The sequence below is a fragment of the Thioalkalivibrio sp. ALJ15 genome (genome assembly GCF_000383695.1).
Lineage (GTDB): Bacteria > Pseudomonadota > Gammaproteobacteria > Ectothiorhodospirales > Ectothiorhodospiraceae > Thioalkalivibrio.
This window is the reverse complement of sequence record NZ_KB912059.1, coordinates 305,604-322,370: the sequence shown is the minus strand read 5'-3', so window position 1 is coordinate 322,370 and position 16,767 is coordinate 305,604. Positions and strand designations below refer to the sequence as shown.

Below are 16,767 nucleotides of genomic sequence, written 5' to 3'. Positions count from 1 at the left end.
CGGCCAGGAGGATCCCATGCATCCCGAATTTCCACAGCAGGACATCATCCATCTGAACCACGCGGCGGTCGGCGCCTGGCCGAGGCGTACGGAAGAGGCCGTTTGCGAGTTCGCGCGCGAGAACGTACGCCAGGGCTCGAAGGACTATGGCCGATGGCTCAAGCAGGTGGATGCGACGCGCGAGCTGGCACGCGCCCTGATCGGGGCCCGCGACGCGGCGGATATCGCCTTCGTCAAGAACACCTCGGAAGCGCTGTCGATGGTGGCCTTCGGCCTGCCGTGGTCGGAGGGGGAGAACATTGTCTTTCCCGCTGGGGAGTTCCCGTCCAACCGGGTCGTCTGGCACGCGGCGGGTGAGCGGTTTGGCATTGAGGTACGCGAGGTCAAGGTGGGTGATGAACCCGAACGCGACCTGCTGGCTGCCTGCGATCGCCGGACACGGCTGGTCGCGACCAGCGCGGTGCGCTATGACTCGGGCATCCGCGTGGATATCCAGGCACTCGGGGCAGAGCTGCGCGCCCGCGGGATCCTGTTCTGTGTCGACGCGATCCAGCACTTGGGGGCGCTGCCCTTCGACGCCCCGGGTTGCCACGCGGACTTTGTGATGGCGGATGGCCACAAGTGGATGCTGGCACCGGAGGGGATCGGGATCTTCTACGTCAATCCGGAGGTTCGCGACCAGCTCCGGTTACAGGAGTACGGGTGGAACATGCTGGCGCACGCCGGCGACTTCGCGAATCCGAGCCTGACCCCGGCCCCGTCGGCACGCCGTTTCGAACCGGGCAGCCACAACATGCTGGGCATCCATGCGCTGCATGCCAGCCTCTCGCTGCTCCTGGAGGTCGGGATCGAGAACATCGACCACGACATCTGCTTCCACTGGCACCACCTGGCCGAGGAGCTGGAGGCGATGGGGTGCGAGGTGCTTACGCCGCGTGGCCGCCGCGCGGGGATCCTGACTTTCCGGCCCCCTGCGGCGGATCTCGACGCCGTCTATGCGCGGCTTCAGGCCGGCGGAGTCCTGTGCGCGGTACGGGGCGGGGGCATCCGCTTCTCGCCCCACTACTACCTAACGGATCAGCAGATCGGGCGTGCCCTGGATCAGGTGAAAGAGGCGCTTGGGATCGCGGCCTGACGGGCCGCAGGGGTCGGATGCTCAGAACGTGTGGGTCTTGCGGTCGGAATTGAGCATGCCGCCCAGGTGTTCCTCGATCCGTCGGTGCGTCACACCCTTGTCGGACTTGTTGAACTGCACGCCAATGCCGCGCAGGCGGTTGCCCTGCGCCCTGGGCGGCGTGATCCACACGACCGTGCACGGGGTCGGCAGGCGGTCGGAATCCTCCAGCAGAGACAACAGCAGGAAGACCTGGTCCCCGAGCTTGTAGGATTTGTCCGTGGGGATAAACAGCCCGCCGTTGGTCACGAAGGGCATGTACGCGGCGTACAGCGCCGGTTTTTCCTTGATTGCCAAGGTCAGCATGCCCTGCCCGGCCATGTTCCCTCCCGTGACGGTGTCTGGACTCGCGAGTATCCCCTATCCCGCGTGGCGCGCGCCACCCCCCCTTTGGGGCATCGCTGTCAGCGTCGCCCCAGCGCAAGCGCGATGGTCTCGCTGCGAAGCGCCGGATTCAGGTTTGCGCCACTCTGGCGTTGCCACTCCAACGCCTGCTGCGCGAGCCATGCGAGACGACGCGCGCCCCGCGCGCGTGCGAAGTCCAGCAGCCGCTCACGCGGGAACTGCTCGCCAAAGGCATCCAGCTGCCCCACAAGTAGCAGGCGCTGCGCCGACAACAGCAAGGCCTGCAGGCGAGGGATCAGGCGTTCCGGCACGCTGCGCTGCAGGGCAGCAGCGGTGGAATGCAGATCCGCCGCACTCAGGAGCCCCGTCAGGATCTGTCGATCGGTCTCCCAGGCCTCCAGCGCCGCGGAATCGGTCAGGATCTCCCGCGCCAGGAGCGGACGATTGAGGCTCGCAGCATAAGCCTCCGCGACTCGTTCATACTGATCGGTTTCAGCCGCAAGCCACTCGTGGACCTGTTCTATCGAGGGACAGGCGACATCGACTTGCTGGCAACGACTCCGAATGGTTGCGGGGAGACTGGCCGGACGCGCTGCCTCGAGAAACAGCGTGGCCCCGGCGGGAGGTTCTTCCAGCGTCTTGAGCAGGGCATTGGCTGCGTTGACGTTCAGTGCGTCGGCCGGACGGATAATCAGCGCGCGCAGCGCCCCGCCCGAGCCACTCAGGGTGAGGAATTCCGTGGCGTCGCGTACGGCATCGACCAGGATATCCTTGCCGGGCTCGGCGGGCTCGGCGGGCTCCAGTAACCGTACCTCCGGGTGCACGCCGCCCTCCAGGCTGCGACAGGCGTTGCACTCGCCGCAGGCGGGTTCATCACTGGACACACGCTGACACAGCAGGCTCTGGACCACGCTGGTCGTCAGCAGGGCCTTGCCCACCCCGGGGCTCCCGCTGATCAGAACCCCGCTGGGGAGCCATCCATCCCGCCCGCGCAGCACGAGCCGCTGGCGGATGGGTTCGAGCCAGGGTGGCTGGGTCGACATCAGGCGCCCCGGGGCATGATCTTGGTGCGCCACTCTTGCAGCGCCTGACGAACCCGTTCCGCCACCTGTTCAGGATCGGCATGCCCATCAATAATCCGGTAGCGATCCGGGTAGGCGCGGGCCCGCTCCAGGTAGGCCTCACGCACCCGTGCGAAGAAATCCAGCGCCTCGCGCTCGATGCGGTCCCGTCGACCCCGCTGCACGGCGCGTTCCAGCCCGGTGGCCGGATCGATATCCAGCAACAGGACCAGGTCGGGCCGCAGATCGCCCTGCACCCATTCTTCCAGCCGGGCCACGCGCTCCATCCCCAGTCCTCGCCCTGCACCCTGATAGGCAAAACTGGCGTCGGTAAAGCGATCACTGACTATCCAGCGGCCCGCCGCGAGTGCAGGCCGTATCACCGAGGCGAGATGTTGCGCACGGGCGGCAAACATCAACAGCAGCTCCGCCTCCGGACACATACCGGGAAGGTCGGGATCGAGCAGCAACCCCCGCAACCGCTCGCCCAGCGCCGTACCCCCCGGCTCACGCGTGCATTCAGGCTCGATGCCCATGGCGCGCAGGGCCTCCACCACCGTGGCGAGCTGCGTGGATTTGCCCGAGCCTTCGATGCCTTCCAGTACCACGAAGCGTGCATTGCTGGATGCGTCGGTGGTCATTGGCGGTTCCGGATACCGTAGCGGCTGCCATCGCCGCCGAGTTGATAGCGAATTACGGCCTGGCGATGCTCGCGATACGTTTCGGAGAAGTGGTGCGTGCCGTCGCCCCTGGAGACGAAGAACAGGTCGTTCGTCTCGGCCGGCTGCGCGGCCGCCTCGATCGCCGCTCGTCCCGGCAAGGCGATGGGGGTCGGTGGCAGCCCGGTGCGAGTGTAGGTGTTGTAGGGGTGATCGCGCTGGAGCTCGGCGCGGGTGAGCCGTTGCACGCCGGGCTCCTGGACATAGAGCAGCGTCGGATCGGTCTGCAGCAGCATCCCGCGGCGGAGCCGGTTCACGAACACGCCTGCGACTCGATCACGCTCCTCGCCGCGGCCCGTCTCGCGCTCGATGATCGAGGCCAGGATCAGGAGCTCGTACGGTGACTCGACCGGGTGGTCCTCGGTGCGGGAATCCCAGGCAGAGTGCAAGGTGGCATCCATCGCGCGGTACGCGCGCCGCAACACATCCAGGGCATCGGTCCCGGAGCCAAAGAAGTAGGTGTCCGGCAAGAACCAGCCTTCGGGATGCTCCAGCTCTTCGAGGCCCAGCGCGTCCAGCAGGTTATCGACCCCGACGGATTCGGCTGGTCCTTCGATCTCGGGATGCTGGCGCAAGGCGCGCAGGGCCTGAGCAATCGTCCAGCCTTCCGGGACGGTCAATCGATGCTGGACGACCTCTCCACGCGCCATGGCGTGCAGCAGGCTGCGCGGGGTCGCACCCGCGTCCACCGCGTATTCGCCCGCCTGTAGCCGCGGTGCCAGTCCCTGGCGCCGCCCGTACAGCTCGATCATCCAGGCTTGCTCGACCCAACCGCGCCGCTCGAACTCCTTGCTCACCTGACGCAGTCCTTGCCCGCGTTCAAGCTGGAACCGCTCTGTCTGGTCGAGCGCCAGTGGCTGGTTGAGATCCTGGTGATAGCGATCGGCAAACCACCAGCCTCCAGCCATCACGCCGACCAGCACAATTCCGATTATCAGACCACTAATCCGCTTCATGGAGCGCCATACTCAGAACCCTAACCGGGTCATCCTGCCACGCCGTGTCCGGCATGTCCGTTTCGATCAGGCGGGCTGGGTGTAATCCCAGGCGCGCATTGCTGACATAAAGCCCGTCCACCTGATCCAGCGCCTGCGGTTCCGCACTCTGCTCGTGCACGGCGAAGCCACAGGAAGCCGCATGGTCAAATATCCAGGCCCTGCGCGTACCCGCGATCCCGGCCTCGTCCACCGGGGGGGTGAACAGGTCCATCCCCTGACGCCACCAGAGATTGCCTTGCGTGGCGCTCACCAGCCGCCCCTGCGTATCGCAAACGACCGCCTCGTCCCAACCGGCCTCCCAGCTTTGCCGGATCACCACCTGCTCCAGGCGGCTCGTGTGCTTGAGTCCTGCCAGCGCGGGCTGAATCGCCATGGCGACCCGCGACCAGCCCATACGCAGTGGCTTCGGTTCGGCACCGCGAGACTGACGCAGCACGGGACCCGCGGACACAACCCTCGTCATCTCCACATTTTCGGGTGGCGCGTAACCCCGGGGCCCCTGCCCCCTGGTCACAGTAATGCGCGCCATACGCTGCCCCTCTGGCGCCACCTGCTGCAGTTCCTCGCGAAGGAGCGCTGCGTCAACGCGCGGAAAGCCGAGTCGTTTCAGTCCCCGTTCAAGCCGTGCGACATGATAAGGCCACAAGCGTGGCTGGCCGCCCTCCATCATGATCGTCTCGAACAGACCGTCGCCCAGCAACAGACCCCGATCGTCGCCCGGCACACAGCTCTCGACGCCGTTCACGAGGATCACGCCCGGTTCTCCAGTGCATCCAGCAGACCTTGGGCCTTGTGGCGGGTCTCGGCGAGTTCACGGTCGGGATCCGAGTCCGCCACGATGCCCGCGCCGGCACGAAAGCGCAGTTCGTTGCCGCGCAGCACCAGGGTACGGATCAGGATGTTGGTATCCATGCGCCCATGCCGGCTCAAATAGCCACAGGACCCGGTGTACGCCCCCCGGGGCGCGCCATCCTCGAGCTCCTGAATGATCTGCATGCTCCGTATCTTGGGACACCCGGTAATCGTCCCGCCCGGAAACACGGCTCGGAGCACATCGCCCGCGCGCGTCCCGGGCTTCAACCGCCCCACGATACTCGAGACGATGTGATGGACCCGTCGGTAACTCTCGACGGTCATCAATTCGGCTACCCGCACGCTCCCGGCAGAGGCCACCCGGCCGATATCGTTGCGTTCAAGGTCGACCAGCATCACGTGCTCGGACCGTTCTTTAATATTGCCCTGTAGCTCGCTAAAAAGACGAGAGTCTTTATCCGCGTTGTCGTCGCGGCGACGCGTGCCGGCGATCGGCCGCGTCTCGACCTCGCCACCATCCACAGACACCAGACGCTCGGGCGATGAACTGATCACCTGACCCTCGGGAAACTGCAACCAGGCGGCGAACGGTGCTGCATTTGCACGCCGCAGGCGGGCGTACAACGAAGCCCCATCGAGTGCCTCTGGGCTGGTGGCCTTCCACTCGCGCGACAGATTCACCTGAAAGGTATCGCCCGCTCGAATGTACTCAAGTCCCTGCTTCACCGCCTCGCGATAGCGCTCGGGCGTCTCCTCGTCGATCACGAGCTCCGGCAAGGCCCCTGGCACCAGCACATCCTCGCGGCACAACTCGACATCGGCCCGCATCTCCGCGAGCGGGTCGGGTCCCTCCTCGCTCACCAGAAAGGTCTGATCGTCGTGGTGATCCACAATGATGGCGGCGGGAAAGCGGATGGCCCGGGCGGTGGGCAGCCAGGGATCCGCGCGGCAGCGGCCCAGGGCCGGTTCCAGCTGCCATGCCCATTCATACCCAAAATAGAGAAACCAGCCGCCGAGAAAAGGCAGATGGTCATAACCCGGCTCGATTTCAGAGGAGGCCCTTGAACCGCTCAGGTCCTGATCGAGCACGGCCAACAGATCGTCATCCGTTCGGGCATCGACCGTTACACCCGGAAAGGCGAACAGGATGGAGTAACGAGCCGGCGCCTGACCAATCAGGGCCGACTCGAGCAGGTGGGGATAGCGCTCCGGAAAGCGCCGGGCCAGGGGCGCCAGATCGATCCCGCGCCCCAGGCGTTCGACTGCCATATGGGCGGACTAGAGGGTGCGGAACACCAGGGTGCCGTTCGTGCCCCCAAAACCGAAGGAGTTCGACAGGCCGACCTTCGTGTTCATCTCACGCGCCTCGTTGGCCACATAATCCAGATCGCAGCCTTCACTCGGGTTTTCGAGGTTGATTGTCGGCGGAGAGACCTGATCGCGAAGCGCCAGTGCCGTGAACACACCCTCGATGCCACCCGCCGCTCCCAGCAGGTGTCCGGTCATCGACTTGGTGGAATTCACCAGCAACTTGTAGGCGTGGTCGCCAAAGGCCTTCTTCAGGCCCTGCGTCTCGGCCAGGTCGCCCGCGGGGGTGGAAGTACCGTGGGCGTTGATGTAGCCCACCTCTTCCGGGTTCACGCCGGCATCTTTCAGTGCGCGAAGCATGCACTTGGCGGCCCCCGCGCCATCTTGAGACGGCTGCGTCATGTGGTAGGCGTCAGCGTTCCAGGCAAAACCGGCGACCTCGCAGTAGATATGAGCCCCGCGCGCCTTGGCGTGCTCGTATTCCTCGAGCATCATCACGCCGGCACCGTCGCTGAGCACAAAGCCGTCGCGATCCTGATCCCAGGGGCGCGAGGCCCGCTCGGGGTCGTCATTCCGGGTCGACAGCGCGCGCGCCGCCGCAAAGCCGCCGATCCCCAGTGGCGTGGTGGCCATCTCGGCTCCGCCGGCCACCATCGCATCCGCATCGCCATAGGCAATCATCCGAGCCGCATCGCCAATGTTGTGCGTCGCGGTCGCGCAGGCCGACACGATCGAGATGTTCGGGCCCTGCAGGTTGCGCATGATGGAGAGATTACCCGCCACCATGTTGATGATGGCGCTGGGCACGAAGAACGGCGAGATCTTGCGAGCACCGCCCTTGAGATAGGCGGCATAAGACCGTTCGATATACGGCAGGCCCCCAATGCCGGACCCAATCGCGACCCCGATGCGGTCCGCGTTTTCCTCGGTTACTTCCAGACCCGAGTCGTCCAGCGCCTGAATCCCGGCGGCCAGACCGTAGAGGACGAACGTGTCCATCTTCTTCTGGTCTTTCGTCGGAACATAGTCATTAGCGTCGAAGTCCCGCACGGCTCCGGAAATCTTGACCGGCATCTCCGATGCATCGAACACGTCGATGGGAGAGATGCCGCTCTTGCCGGCCTTGATGTTGGACCAGGCCTTGTCGATGGTAGAGCCGACCGGGGACACAATGCCCAGTCCGGTAATCACGACACGTCGCTTAGCCAATGATGTTCTCCTCGGAAAGACTGAAATACGCGCTCAACGAAACGACGAAGGGCCACTCTGCTCGCAGAGAGGCCCGTCCGCGTCCTGTTCGAGCGCCCAGGGGGGCGCCCAATCAGTCCTTCATGTGCTCGTTGATGTAGTCGATCGCCTGCTGCACGGTGGTGATCTTCTCCGCCTGCTCGTCCGGGATTTCCGTCTCGAACTCTTCTTCGAGCGCCATCACCAGTTCCACGGTGTCCAGCGAGTCGGCACCCAGGTCGTCGACAAAGGCGGCACTGTTGGTGACGTCCTCTTCCTTGACGCCCAGCTGCTCGACAACGATCTTCTTGACGCGTTCTTCAATGCTACTCATGGTTCAGAAATCCCCTTCCAATTGAGGCGGCTTCGTTTGAAGGTTCGCCATTCTAGAGAAAAGCCCGGCTGCGTTCCAGGGAGACGCGAACCTCTCGGGCCTGCGCGGGACCGAGGGCCCCGCGGGTTGATCAGTGCATGAACATCCCGCCGTTCACATGCAGTGTTTCGCCGGTGATGTAGCCCGCCTCCTCGGAGGCGAGAAAGCCCACAGCAGCCGCGATCTCATCCGGCGCGCCCAGGCGCCCCAGCGGGATCTGGCCCAGCAGGTGTTCCTTGGTCTCGTCCCCGAGTTCGCGGGTCATATCAGTATCGATGAAGCCCGGCGCGACCGTATTGACGGTGATGTTCCGGCTGCCCACCTCGCGCGCCAGCGAGCGGGCGAATCCCGCAAGCCCCGCCTTGGCCGCGGCGTAGTTCGTCTGGCCGGCATTGCCGGCGGAACCGACCACCGAGCCGATCAGAATGATCCGCCCGCGGCGCAGCTTCATCATGCCTTTCAGCAGGCGCTGCGTCAGCCGGGCGGCGGAGGACAGGTTCGTGTTGATGATCGCATCCCACTCCTCGTCCTTCATCCGCATGAACAGGTTGTCGCGGGTAATGCCGGCATTGTTCACCAGCACCTCCACCGGTCCTTCCTGCTCCTGGATACCCGCCAGACCGGTCGCGACCGAATCGGCGTCCGTGACATCCATAGCGATACCGCGCCCGTTCCATTCGGACAACGCCTCGCTGATGCGCTGGGCGCCGGATTCGCTGGTCGCGGTTCCCACGACCTGCAGGCCCTGCTCCGCCAGACGACGGGCAATGGCCGCGCCAATGCCGCGGCTGGCCCCGGTCACCAGGGCCACTCGTTTGTTATCGGACATCATTCGCCTTCTGTAATTGGACGTACTGGGAATCGAGTGTAGAGGGTCAGCCGGCGTTCAGCCGGTTCACGGTGGCATCCAGGGTATCGCGATCGGCCACATCGAACAGTTCCAGCCCGCGATCGATCCGCTTGGCCAGGCCGGTCAGCACGCGCCCCGGTCCGCATTCTACCTGTACCGCAACACCCTGGCCGCGAAGCCCCTGTATGGCCTCCACCCAGCGCACCGGCCGGTAGAGCTGAGCGGCCAGATTGGCCTTGATCGCATCGGCCGTCTCGGCGGGCGCCGCGGTCACATTCTGCCAAACGGGGATTTGCGGGGCCGCAAAGCTCGTAGAGTCGAGAACCGACTGCAAACGCTCGGCGGCCGGGCGCATCAGCGCGCAATGGGACGGCACGGATACGGGCAGCTTGAGCGCCCGTTTCGCCCCGGCGTCCTTGGCCGCACCGACCGCTCGGTCGACCGCCGCGGCCGCCCCCGCGATCACCACCTGCCCGGGGGCATTCAGGTTGACGGCCTCCAGGACCCCGCCGCTCGCGTTGTCCGCACAGAGCTGCTCGACCGCAGCATCGTCGAGACCGAGAATCGCAGCCATTGCGCCCTCGCCCTCGGGCACGGCGGCCTGCATGGCGCGGGCACGTTCGGCCACCAGCCGCACGGCATCGGGGAAGCGCAGCACGCCGGCCGCGACCAGCGCGCTGTACTCGCCCAGGCTGTGGCCGGCCACAGCCGCGGGGCGCGCGTCCGCCTGCTGCGTCAGCAGCCGCCAGGTGGCCACGCCGGCAGCGAGCATGACCGGCTGAGTCCATTCTGTCTGGTTCAGTTGTTCGACCGGACCGTGCTGGCACAGGCTCCAGAGGTCGGCATCGAGGCAGTCCGACGCCTCCTGGAAGGTATCGCGTACGACCGCGTGGTCGTCGCCCAGATCGGTGAGCATGCCGGTGGACTGGGAGCCCTGCCCCGGAAAGACTGCGGCCCAGGTAGTGGTCATTCGCTATTCATCTCGCGCGTAAAAAGCGGGCGTAGTGTAGGGCCACGGGAAACACTGATCAATGTACACGCTCGCCATCCTCCGCGAATGGCGGCCACTCGGCGACCGGCACGGAGCCCTGCCACGCCGAAAACCCCGTGTTGACTTGTGTTCGCGCGTGGCATCCGGATAATGTCGCCACCGAATTCAATACGCGAGGAACTGCATGGCGAAGGAAGACGAAATCGAGCTGGAAGGAACGGTGGTAGAGACCCTGCCGAATACGACGTTCCGGGTAGAGCTCGAAAACGGGCACACCATCACCGCCCACATCTCCGGCAAGATGCGCAAGCACTACATCCGCATCCTGCGTGGCGACAAGGTGATCGTGCAGATGACCCCCTACGACCTGACCAAGGGCCGTATCGTCTACCGCAACAAGTAGTTCCGCCCCGGGGGTTGCGGGGCCGCTCGTAAGACATAAGGGTCGATCCCCCGAATGACGAAGCCCCGGCTGGACCGGGGCTTCGTGGTTTCTGCAGGCCGGGGTTTGGCTCAGGAGACAGCCGGCTCGCGGATATCGAGCTCCAGCCCGGATTCGCCCACCCGGACCACAACCTCGCCCCCCTGCGCCAGGCGCCCGAACAGCAACTCGTCGGCCAGCGGCTTCTTGATGTGCTCCTGCAGCGTACGCGCCATCGGACGCGCGCCCATCTTCACGTCGTAGCCATGCTCGGCCAGCCAGGCACGGGCATCCGGCTCCACCGTCAGGTGCACCTTCTTCTCGTCCAGCTGGGCCTGCAACTGCGTCAAGAACTTGTCGACGACATTCAGGATGGTCGCCTCGTCCAGCGGACCGAACTGGATGGTGGCATCCAGGCGGTTGCGGAACTCCGGCGTGAAGGTCCGCTTGATCGCCTCCGTGGAATCGCTGGAGTGATCCTGCTGGGTAAAGCCCACCGACGGGCGGCTGGCCTGCTCCGCACCGGCATTCGTGGTCATCACCAGGATCACGTTGCGGAAGTCCACCTCGCGGCCATTGGCGTCCGTCAGCGTGCCGTGGTCCATCACCTGCAGCAGCACATTGAAGACATCCGGATGGGCCTTCTCGATCTCGTCCAGCAACAGCACCGAGTGCGGATGCTTGAGGATGGCATCGGTCAGCAGCCCTCCCTCGTCGTAGCCGACATATCCGGGCGGCGCCCCGATCAGGCGCGAGACCGTATGGCGCTCCATGTACTCGGACATGTCGAAGCGCGCCAGATGAATCCCCAGCTGCTGCGCCAGCTGACGCGTCACTTCGGTCTTCCCGACCCCGGTCGGCCCGGCGAACAGGAACGAGCCGATCGGCTTGTCCATGTCGCCAAGCCCCGAACGCGCCATCTTGATCGAGGTTGCGAGCGTCCCGATCGCCTCGTCCTGGCCGAAGACGGTCATCTTCAGGTTGCGTTCGAGGTTGCGCAGCGTCTCCTTGTCGGAGCTGGAGACCGATTTCGGCGGGATGCGCGCGATCTTGGCCACGATCGTCTCGATATCCTGCACGCCGATGGTCTTCTTGCGCTGACTCATTGGCAGTAGCTGCCGGCTGGCACCGGCTTCGTCGATCAGGTCGATCGCCTTGTCCGGCAGAAACCGGTCGGTGATGTAGCGATCCGCCAGTTCCGCCGCGGCCCGCAGCGCCGGACGCGTGAAGCGGACATTGTGGTGTGCCTCGAAGCGTGACTTCAGCCCCCGCAGGATCTGCTCGGTCTCGTCCACGGTCGGCTCCGGCACTTCGATTTTCTGGAAGCGACGGGCCAGGGCGCGGTCCTTCTCGAAAATGCCGCGATATTCCTGGTAGGTGGTCGAGCCGATGCACTTCAGCTCGCCCGAGGCGAGCATCGGCTTGATCAGGTTGGAGGCGTCCATCACCCCGCCGGAGGCGGCACCCGCACCGATGATGGTGTGGATCTCGTCGATGAACAGCACCGCGCCGGGTTCCTTCTTCAGCTGCGCCAGCACGCCCTTCAGGCGCTTCTCGAAGTCACCGCGGTACTTGGTGCCCGCCACCAGCGCGCCCAGATCGAGCGCATAGACGGTCGCGGATTCGATCGCCTCGGGCACCTGTTCGTCGACGATACGGCGCGCCAGGCCCTCGGCGATCGCGGTCTTGCCGACACCGGCCTCGCCCACCAACAGTGGGTTGTTCTTGCGTCGGCGGCAGAGGATCTGGATCGTGCGCTCGATCTCGTGGTCCCGCCCGATCAGCGGGTCGATCTCGTCCTTGCGCGCCTTCGCGTTGAGATTGGTCGCGTACAGCTGCAGCGCATTGGTCTTTTCCTCGCGCTCGCCCTCGACCTGCTCCGGCTGTGGGTCGTTCGGGTTCTGCTGGGCCCCCAGCTCGTCTTCGCCCACCTTGGAGATGCCGTGCGAGATGAAATTCACCACGTCCAGGCGGCTGATGTTTTGCTGTCCGAGCACGTAGAGGGCCTGGCTGTCCTGTTCGCCGAACAGCGCGACCAGCACGTTTGCCCCGGAGACCTCCTTGCGGCCACTGGACTGCACATGAAAGACCGCCCTTTGCAGGACCCGCTGGAACCCCAGGGTCGGCTGCGTCTCGCGTGAGTCATTCGGCGGGATGCGCGGGGTGTTCTCGTCAATGTACACCTCGAGCTCGTCGCGGATGCGGTCGAGGTCGCCCCCACAGGCGCGCAACACCGTCGCGGCACTGGGGTTTTGCGCGAGCGCCATCAGGAGGTGCTCCACGGTCACGAACTCGTGGCGCTTCTCTCGCGCTTCCTTGAAGACCATGTTCAGGCTGAATTCGAGTTCCTTGTCGAGCATGGGAGTCAGACCTCCTCCATCGAGCAAAGCAGTGGATGCTGGTGGCTACGGGCGTAATCGTTCACCTGTGCCACCTTCGTCTCGGCCACGTCCCGGGTATAGATGCCGCATACTCCCTTGCCGCGTGTATGCACGTGCAGCATCACCTGGGTGGCCTTTTCGCGATCCATACTGAAGAAGGTCTCCAGCACCTCGACCACGAACTCCATTGGCGTGAAGTCGTCGTTGAGCAGTACCACCTTGTACTGCCGCGGTGGCTTGAGCTCCGGCCTCGATTCTTCGACCGCGGTATTGCTGTCGTGATCGGGGATCTGGGGCTTTTTCTCACTCATCGGTCGAACTCACGCTTTCAGCGGTTTAGTCATGCCAGTTCGGCCATCCAGGGAAACACGAATCCAATGTCTCCCTGGCTCCTTAGGCCACGTTCATGGTCGTTCGGTTCCGGGCTCGGACCAAGTGCCCGCACCCGCTGTCGTTACATGTGCTTGATCAGGGCCTCGCCAAAGGCCGAGCAGCTCACCGGCTCGACGTTGTCCATCAGGCGCGCGAAGTCATAGGTCACCTCGCCCGCGCTGATCGCGCCACCCATACCCTTCACCACCAGATCGGCGGCCTCGGGCCAGCCCAGGTGGCGCAGCATCATCTCGGCCGACAGGATCAGCGAGCCCGGATTGACCTTGTCCTGGCCGGCGTATTTCGGGGCGGTCCCGTGGGTCGCCTCGAACATCGCCGTGGTGTCGGACAGGTTGGCGCCGGGTGCGATCCCGATACCGCCAACCTGCGCGGCCAGCGCATCGGAGATGTAGTCGCCGTTCAGGTTGAGCGTGGCGATCACCGAGTAGTCCTCCGGGCGCAACAGGATCTGCTGCAGGAAGGCGTCCGCGATCACGTCCTTGATCACGATGTCGCGGCCGGTCTTCGGGTTCTTGAAGGTCTGCCACGGACCACCGTCCAGATCCTTCGCACCAAACTCCTCGCGCGCCAGTTCGTAGCCCCAAGCCTTGAACGAGCCCTCGGTGAATTTCATGATGTTGCCCTTGTGCACCAGCGTCACCGAGGGGCGATCGTTGTCGATCGCGTACTCGATCGCCTTGCGCACCAGGCGCTTGGTGCCCTCGCTGGAGACCGGCTTCACGCCGATGCCGGCGGTATCCGGGAAGCGGATCTGGGTTACGCCCATTTCGTTTCGCAGGAAGTCGATGACCTTCTTCACCTCCGGCGTGCCGGATTCGAACTCGATGCCGGCGTAGATGTCCTCCGAGTTCTCGCGGAAGATCACCATGTCGGTCTTTTCCGGCTCCTTCAGCGGGCTCGGGGTGCCCTCGTAGTAGCGCACCGGGCGCAGGCAGACGAACAGGTCCAGCTTCTGGCGCAGCGCGACGTTAAGCGAACGAAAACCGCCGCCCACCGGGGTGGTCAGCGGGCCCTTGATGGACACGCGATAGTCCTTGACCGCCTCCAGGGTTTCATCCGGCAGCCCGGAGTCGTCGTCGTAGACCTGCGTGGCTTTCTCGCCCGCGTAGACCTCCATCCATTCGATCGCCTTCTGGCCACCGTAGGCCTTTTCCACGGCCGCATCGGTCACCCGGCGCATCACCGGCGTGATGTCCACACCGATCCCGTCCCCCTCGATAAAGGGGATGATCGGGCGTTCTGGCACCACCAGCTTGCCCTGCTCGTCGACGGTGATGCGTTCGCCCTTTTCCGGGACCTGAATGTGCTGGTAGGCCATGCAAACTCCTTGTGCGCAAGAATTGAAATCGTTCTCCCGGATTATACATACCCATCCGCCCCCGCCGAGGGGAACGTGGTCTCGAGAACGCCAGCAAGACGGGCCGCTGCGTTATCATTCACGGCATGACCGAACGCCTGCCCTGCCATATCACCGTCGCCGCCGTCATCGAGCGGGACGGGCGCTTCCTGTTCGTCGAGGAGACCGACGACGGCCGCCATGTACTGAACCAGCCGGCCGGCCATCTCGATGCCGAAGAAGACCTGGTCGAAGCGGTGATCCGCGAGGTCCGCGAAGAAACCTGTCTGGACTTCCAGCCGGAGGCCCTGCTTGGCTGCGACCTGCTCGCGCTGGCGAATGGCGCGGTGACGCTGCGCGTCGCGTTCTGCGGCACGACAAGCGACCCCAGCCATCCGCCGGCCCGCGATCCCGCCATCCATGCCCTCCACTGGCTGACACCGGATGAGGCGCGTCGCGGATGGCCGCTGCGCAGCCCGCTGGTCCTGCGCAGCATCCGCCGCTATCAGGACGGGATGCGCCTGCCGCTCGCGGCGGCCGGCTCACTGGTTCATGCGGAGGGGCCGTGAGCGGTCCCGATCGGGTCATCGTGGGCCTGTCGGGCGGGGTGGATTCGGCCGTGGCGGCCAGCCGCCTGCTGGAGGCCGGCTATCGCGTGGAAGGCCTGTTCATGAAGAACTGGGAGGATGACGACGACGCGGAATACTGCGCGGCCGAGGCCGACTACGAGATGGCCCGCGAGGTCGCGGACTGTCTCGAGATCCCCTTGCACAAGGCGAACTTCGCCGAGGACTATCGCCAGCGGGTGTTCCGCCACTTCCTGCACGAGTACGAGGCTGGCCGGACGCCGAATCCGGACATCCTGTGCAACCGCGAGATCAAGTTCCGCTCGTTCCTGGAGCACGCCCGGCAACTCGGTGCGCAATGGATCGCCACCGGCCATTATGCCCGCGTGCGCCACCTCCCTGACCACAGCGAACTGTGCATGGCGGCGGATGCCAACAAGGATCAGACCTATTTCCTGCACACCCTGACGCAGGAGCAGCTGCGCCCCGCGCTGTTCCCGCTGGGGGACATCCCCAAGGATCAGGTCCGGGCGCGTGCCCGCGAGCTGGGTCTGCCCAACCACGCCCGCAAGGATTCCACCGGCATCTGTTTCATCGGAGAACGTCGCTTCCGCGATTTTCTGGCGCAGTACCTGCGGGCGCCGGAGGGCGAGATGCGCACGCCGGAAGGTCAGGTCGTGGGGCACCACCAGGGCCTGATGTTCTACACCCTGGGCCAGCGCCAGGGACTGGGCATCGGCGGGATCGACGGGTTTCCCGAGGCCCCCTGGTATGTCGTGGACAAGGACTTGGGAGGCAATCGGCTGATTGTCGCGCAGGACCCGCAGCATCCGCTGCTGATGAGTCCCGAGATCGAGACGGAGGCCGCCCACTGGATTCACCGCCCGCCCGAACCGGGACAGCCAGTCATGGCGCGTCTGCGTCATCGCCAGCCCTTGCAGCCCTGCCGGCTGGAATCCGTCGATGGGGACCGTCTACGCGTTCGCTTCGAAGCCCCTCAGCGTGCGACCACGCCCGGTCAGTCGGCGGTTTTTTATGACGGCGACGTGTGTCTGGGGGGGGGCGTGATTGCCACCCGCCGCACACTCGCCAGTGAGTCAGAAGCCCCGGTTCCGGTATAGTAGGCGCGTTTTCCGTATCCACCCACTCACGCCTGCTCCGGGAGCCCTCCGGCTTGGACCGTAACGACCACAACCGCACCCTGGCGCTGGCCGCCCTCTTCCAATGCGCGAGTCTGGTCAAGGACCTGGCCTGGCGCGGCAGCTGCGACGAGTACGAATTCGAGATCCTGATCGGCAGCCTGTTCGCGTTCGACGCGGAGACGCCCGAGGATGTCTACCGCGGCGCCAGCAGCTTGCGCCCGGGCCTGGAGCGGGTGCAGAGCCAGCTGCAAAACGGCGGCAAGCCACCGGATATGGAGATCACCCGCTACGCGGTGGGCCTGATCTTTCTGGAGCGCAAGCTGCAAAAACGCCCGGACATGCTGCAAAAACTAGGCGACGGCCTGCAGGGTGCCCAGCGGCAGGTGGACTATTTCACCATCACGCACGAGAGCGTGATCGCGCGCCTGGCCGAGATCTATAAGGAGACCATTTCGGAGCTGGGCCCCCGGATCGTCGTCCAGGGCGAACAGAATCATCTTTCCAATCCCGAGATCGCCGCGCGCGTGCGCGCCCTGCTGCTGGCGGGCATCCGTGCCGCCGTGCTCTGGCGCCAGGCGGGTGGATCTCGGTGGAAGCTCCTTCTGGGCCGCAAGCGACTGATTCGCCAAGCGGACCACATCCTTCAACGACTGAACACCTGACAGCGGA

At 65.1% G+C, this 16,767-nt stretch carries 18 protein-coding genes; 5 read left to right on the top strand and 13 right to left on the bottom strand.

The genetic code is table 11. The features are described 5' to 3' along the window. Positions 1 to 16: 16 nt before the first annotated feature. On the top strand, positions 17 to 1,135 hold the full coding sequence (locus G015_RS0110740; protein ID WP_018139428.1) for an aminotransferase class V-fold PLP-dependent enzyme: 1,119 nt from the start codon (positions 17 to 19) through the stop codon (positions 1,133 to 1,135). Positions 1,136 to 1,156: 21 nt separating this feature from the next. Here G015_RS0110740 and G015_RS0110735 read toward each other — a convergent pair whose 3' ends face one another. From G015_RS0110735 to fabD, 10 genes are all read right to left on the bottom strand, one after another. Beyond that, complete coding sequence (locus G015_RS0110735) at positions 1,157 to 1,495, bottom strand: PilZ domain-containing protein (protein ID WP_018139427.1); 339 nt, start codon at positions 1,493 to 1,495, stop codon at positions 1,157 to 1,159. 83 nt (positions 1,496 to 1,578) lie between these two features. Beyond that, the gene (locus G015_RS0110730) at positions 1,579 to 2,595 is read right to left on the bottom strand and encodes a hypothetical protein (RefSeq protein WP_020146684.1); all 1,017 of its coding nucleotides are present in this window, start codon (positions 2,593 to 2,595) and stop codon (positions 1,579 to 1,581) included. Next, complete coding sequence (tmk, locus tag G015_RS0110725) at positions 2,562 to 3,221, bottom strand: dTMP kinase (protein WP_018139425.1); 660 nt, start codon at positions 3,219 to 3,221, stop codon at positions 2,562 to 2,564. Before tmk ends, G015_RS0110730 begins: the two co-directional genes overlap by 34 nt. Next, on the bottom strand, positions 3,218 to 4,255 hold the full coding sequence (gene mltG / locus G015_RS0110720) for an endolytic transglycosylase MltG (RefSeq protein WP_018139424.1): 1,038 nt from the start codon (positions 4,253 to 4,255) through the stop codon (positions 3,218 to 3,220). The genes tmk and mltG overlap by 4 nt, the downstream gene beginning before the upstream one ends. Beyond that, positions 4,242 to 5,051: an aminodeoxychorismate lyase gene (gene pabC, locus G015_RS0110715; protein ID WP_018139423.1), complete on the bottom strand. Its 810-nt coding sequence runs from the start codon at positions 5,049 to 5,051 to the stop codon at positions 4,242 to 4,244. The genes mltG and pabC overlap by 14 nt, the downstream gene beginning before the upstream one ends. After that, positions 5,048 to 6,379 (bottom strand): aminodeoxychorismate synthase component I, encoded by a 1,332-nt coding sequence (locus G015_RS0110710; protein ID WP_020146683.1) that lies wholly within the window; start codon positions 6,377 to 6,379, stop codon positions 5,048 to 5,050. The genes pabC and G015_RS0110710 overlap by 4 nt, the downstream gene beginning before the upstream one ends. 9 nt (positions 6,380 to 6,388) lie before the next feature. Next, complete coding sequence (gene fabF / locus G015_RS0110705) at positions 6,389 to 7,609, bottom strand: beta-ketoacyl-ACP synthase II (RefSeq protein WP_018139421.1); 1,221 nt, start codon at positions 7,607 to 7,609, stop codon at positions 6,389 to 6,391. A gap of 130 nt (positions 7,610 to 7,739) precedes the next feature. Continuing rightward, positions 7,740 to 7,979: an acyl carrier protein gene (acpP, locus tag G015_RS0110700; RefSeq protein ID WP_012982657.1), complete on the bottom strand. Its 240-nt coding sequence runs from the start codon at positions 7,977 to 7,979 to the stop codon at positions 7,740 to 7,742. A gap of 130 nt (positions 7,980 to 8,109) precedes the next feature. Then, positions 8,110 to 8,847, bottom strand: coding sequence for a 3-oxoacyl-ACP reductase FabG (fabG, locus tag G015_RS0110695; RefSeq protein ID WP_026182229.1), 738 nt, complete (start codon positions 8,845 to 8,847; stop codon positions 8,110 to 8,112). Positions 8,848 to 8,893: 46 nt separating this feature from the next. After that, the gene (fabD, locus tag G015_RS0110690) at positions 8,894 to 9,838 is read right to left on the bottom strand and encodes an ACP S-malonyltransferase (RefSeq protein ID WP_020146682.1); all 945 of its coding nucleotides are present in this window, start codon (positions 9,836 to 9,838) and stop codon (positions 8,894 to 8,896) included. Between the two features lie 205 nt (positions 9,839 to 10,043). On the opposite strand from fabD, the gene infA reads away from it, so the two are divergent. Continuing rightward, positions 10,044 to 10,262 (top strand): translation initiation factor IF-1, encoded by a 219-nt coding sequence (gene infA / locus G015_RS0110685; protein WP_012982660.1) that lies wholly within the window; start codon positions 10,044 to 10,046, stop codon positions 10,260 to 10,262. A 110-nt stretch (positions 10,263 to 10,372) separates the two neighbouring features. On the opposite strand, the gene clpA is transcribed toward infA, so the two are convergent. The 3 genes from clpA to icd all read right to left on the bottom strand — a co-directional run bounded on the left by clpA (position 10,373) and on the right by icd (position 14,372). Then, positions 10,373 to 12,640, bottom strand: coding sequence for an ATP-dependent Clp protease ATP-binding subunit ClpA (clpA, locus tag G015_RS0110680; RefSeq protein ID WP_018139418.1), 2,268 nt, complete (start codon positions 12,638 to 12,640; stop codon positions 10,373 to 10,375). A gap of 5 nt (positions 12,641 to 12,645) precedes the next feature. Continuing rightward, positions 12,646 to 12,972 (bottom strand): ATP-dependent Clp protease adapter ClpS, encoded by a 327-nt coding sequence (gene clpS / locus G015_RS0110675; RefSeq protein WP_018139417.1) that lies wholly within the window; start codon positions 12,970 to 12,972, stop codon positions 12,646 to 12,648. A gap of 143 nt (positions 12,973 to 13,115) precedes the next feature. Next, positions 13,116 to 14,372: an NADP-dependent isocitrate dehydrogenase gene (icd, locus tag G015_RS0110670; RefSeq protein WP_018139416.1), complete on the bottom strand. Its 1,257-nt coding sequence runs from the start codon at positions 14,370 to 14,372 to the stop codon at positions 13,116 to 13,118. 125 nt (positions 14,373 to 14,497) lie between these two features. Between icd and G015_RS0110665 the strand changes: the two genes are divergently transcribed. From G015_RS0110665 to hflD, 3 genes are read left to right on the top strand one after another with little or no spacing between them, the layout of a single operon-like run. Beyond that, a complete protein-coding gene (locus tag G015_RS0110665) occupies positions 14,498 to 14,959 on the top strand; it encodes an NUDIX hydrolase (protein ID WP_018174357.1) in 462 nt (153 codons plus the stop codon). Then, the gene (mnmA, locus tag G015_RS0110660; RefSeq protein ID WP_020146681.1) at positions 14,956 to 16,077 is read left to right on the top strand and encodes a tRNA 2-thiouridine(34) synthase MnmA; all 1,122 of its coding nucleotides are present in this window, start codon (positions 14,956 to 14,958) and stop codon (positions 16,075 to 16,077) included. Before G015_RS0110665 ends, mnmA begins: the two co-directional genes overlap by 4 nt. Positions 16,078 to 16,130: 53 nt before the next feature. Further along, positions 16,131 to 16,760 (top strand): high frequency lysogenization protein HflD, encoded by a 630-nt coding sequence (hflD, locus tag G015_RS0110655; RefSeq protein WP_018139413.1) that lies wholly within the window; start codon positions 16,131 to 16,133, stop codon positions 16,758 to 16,760. Positions 16,761 to 16,767: the final 7 nt, after the last annotated feature.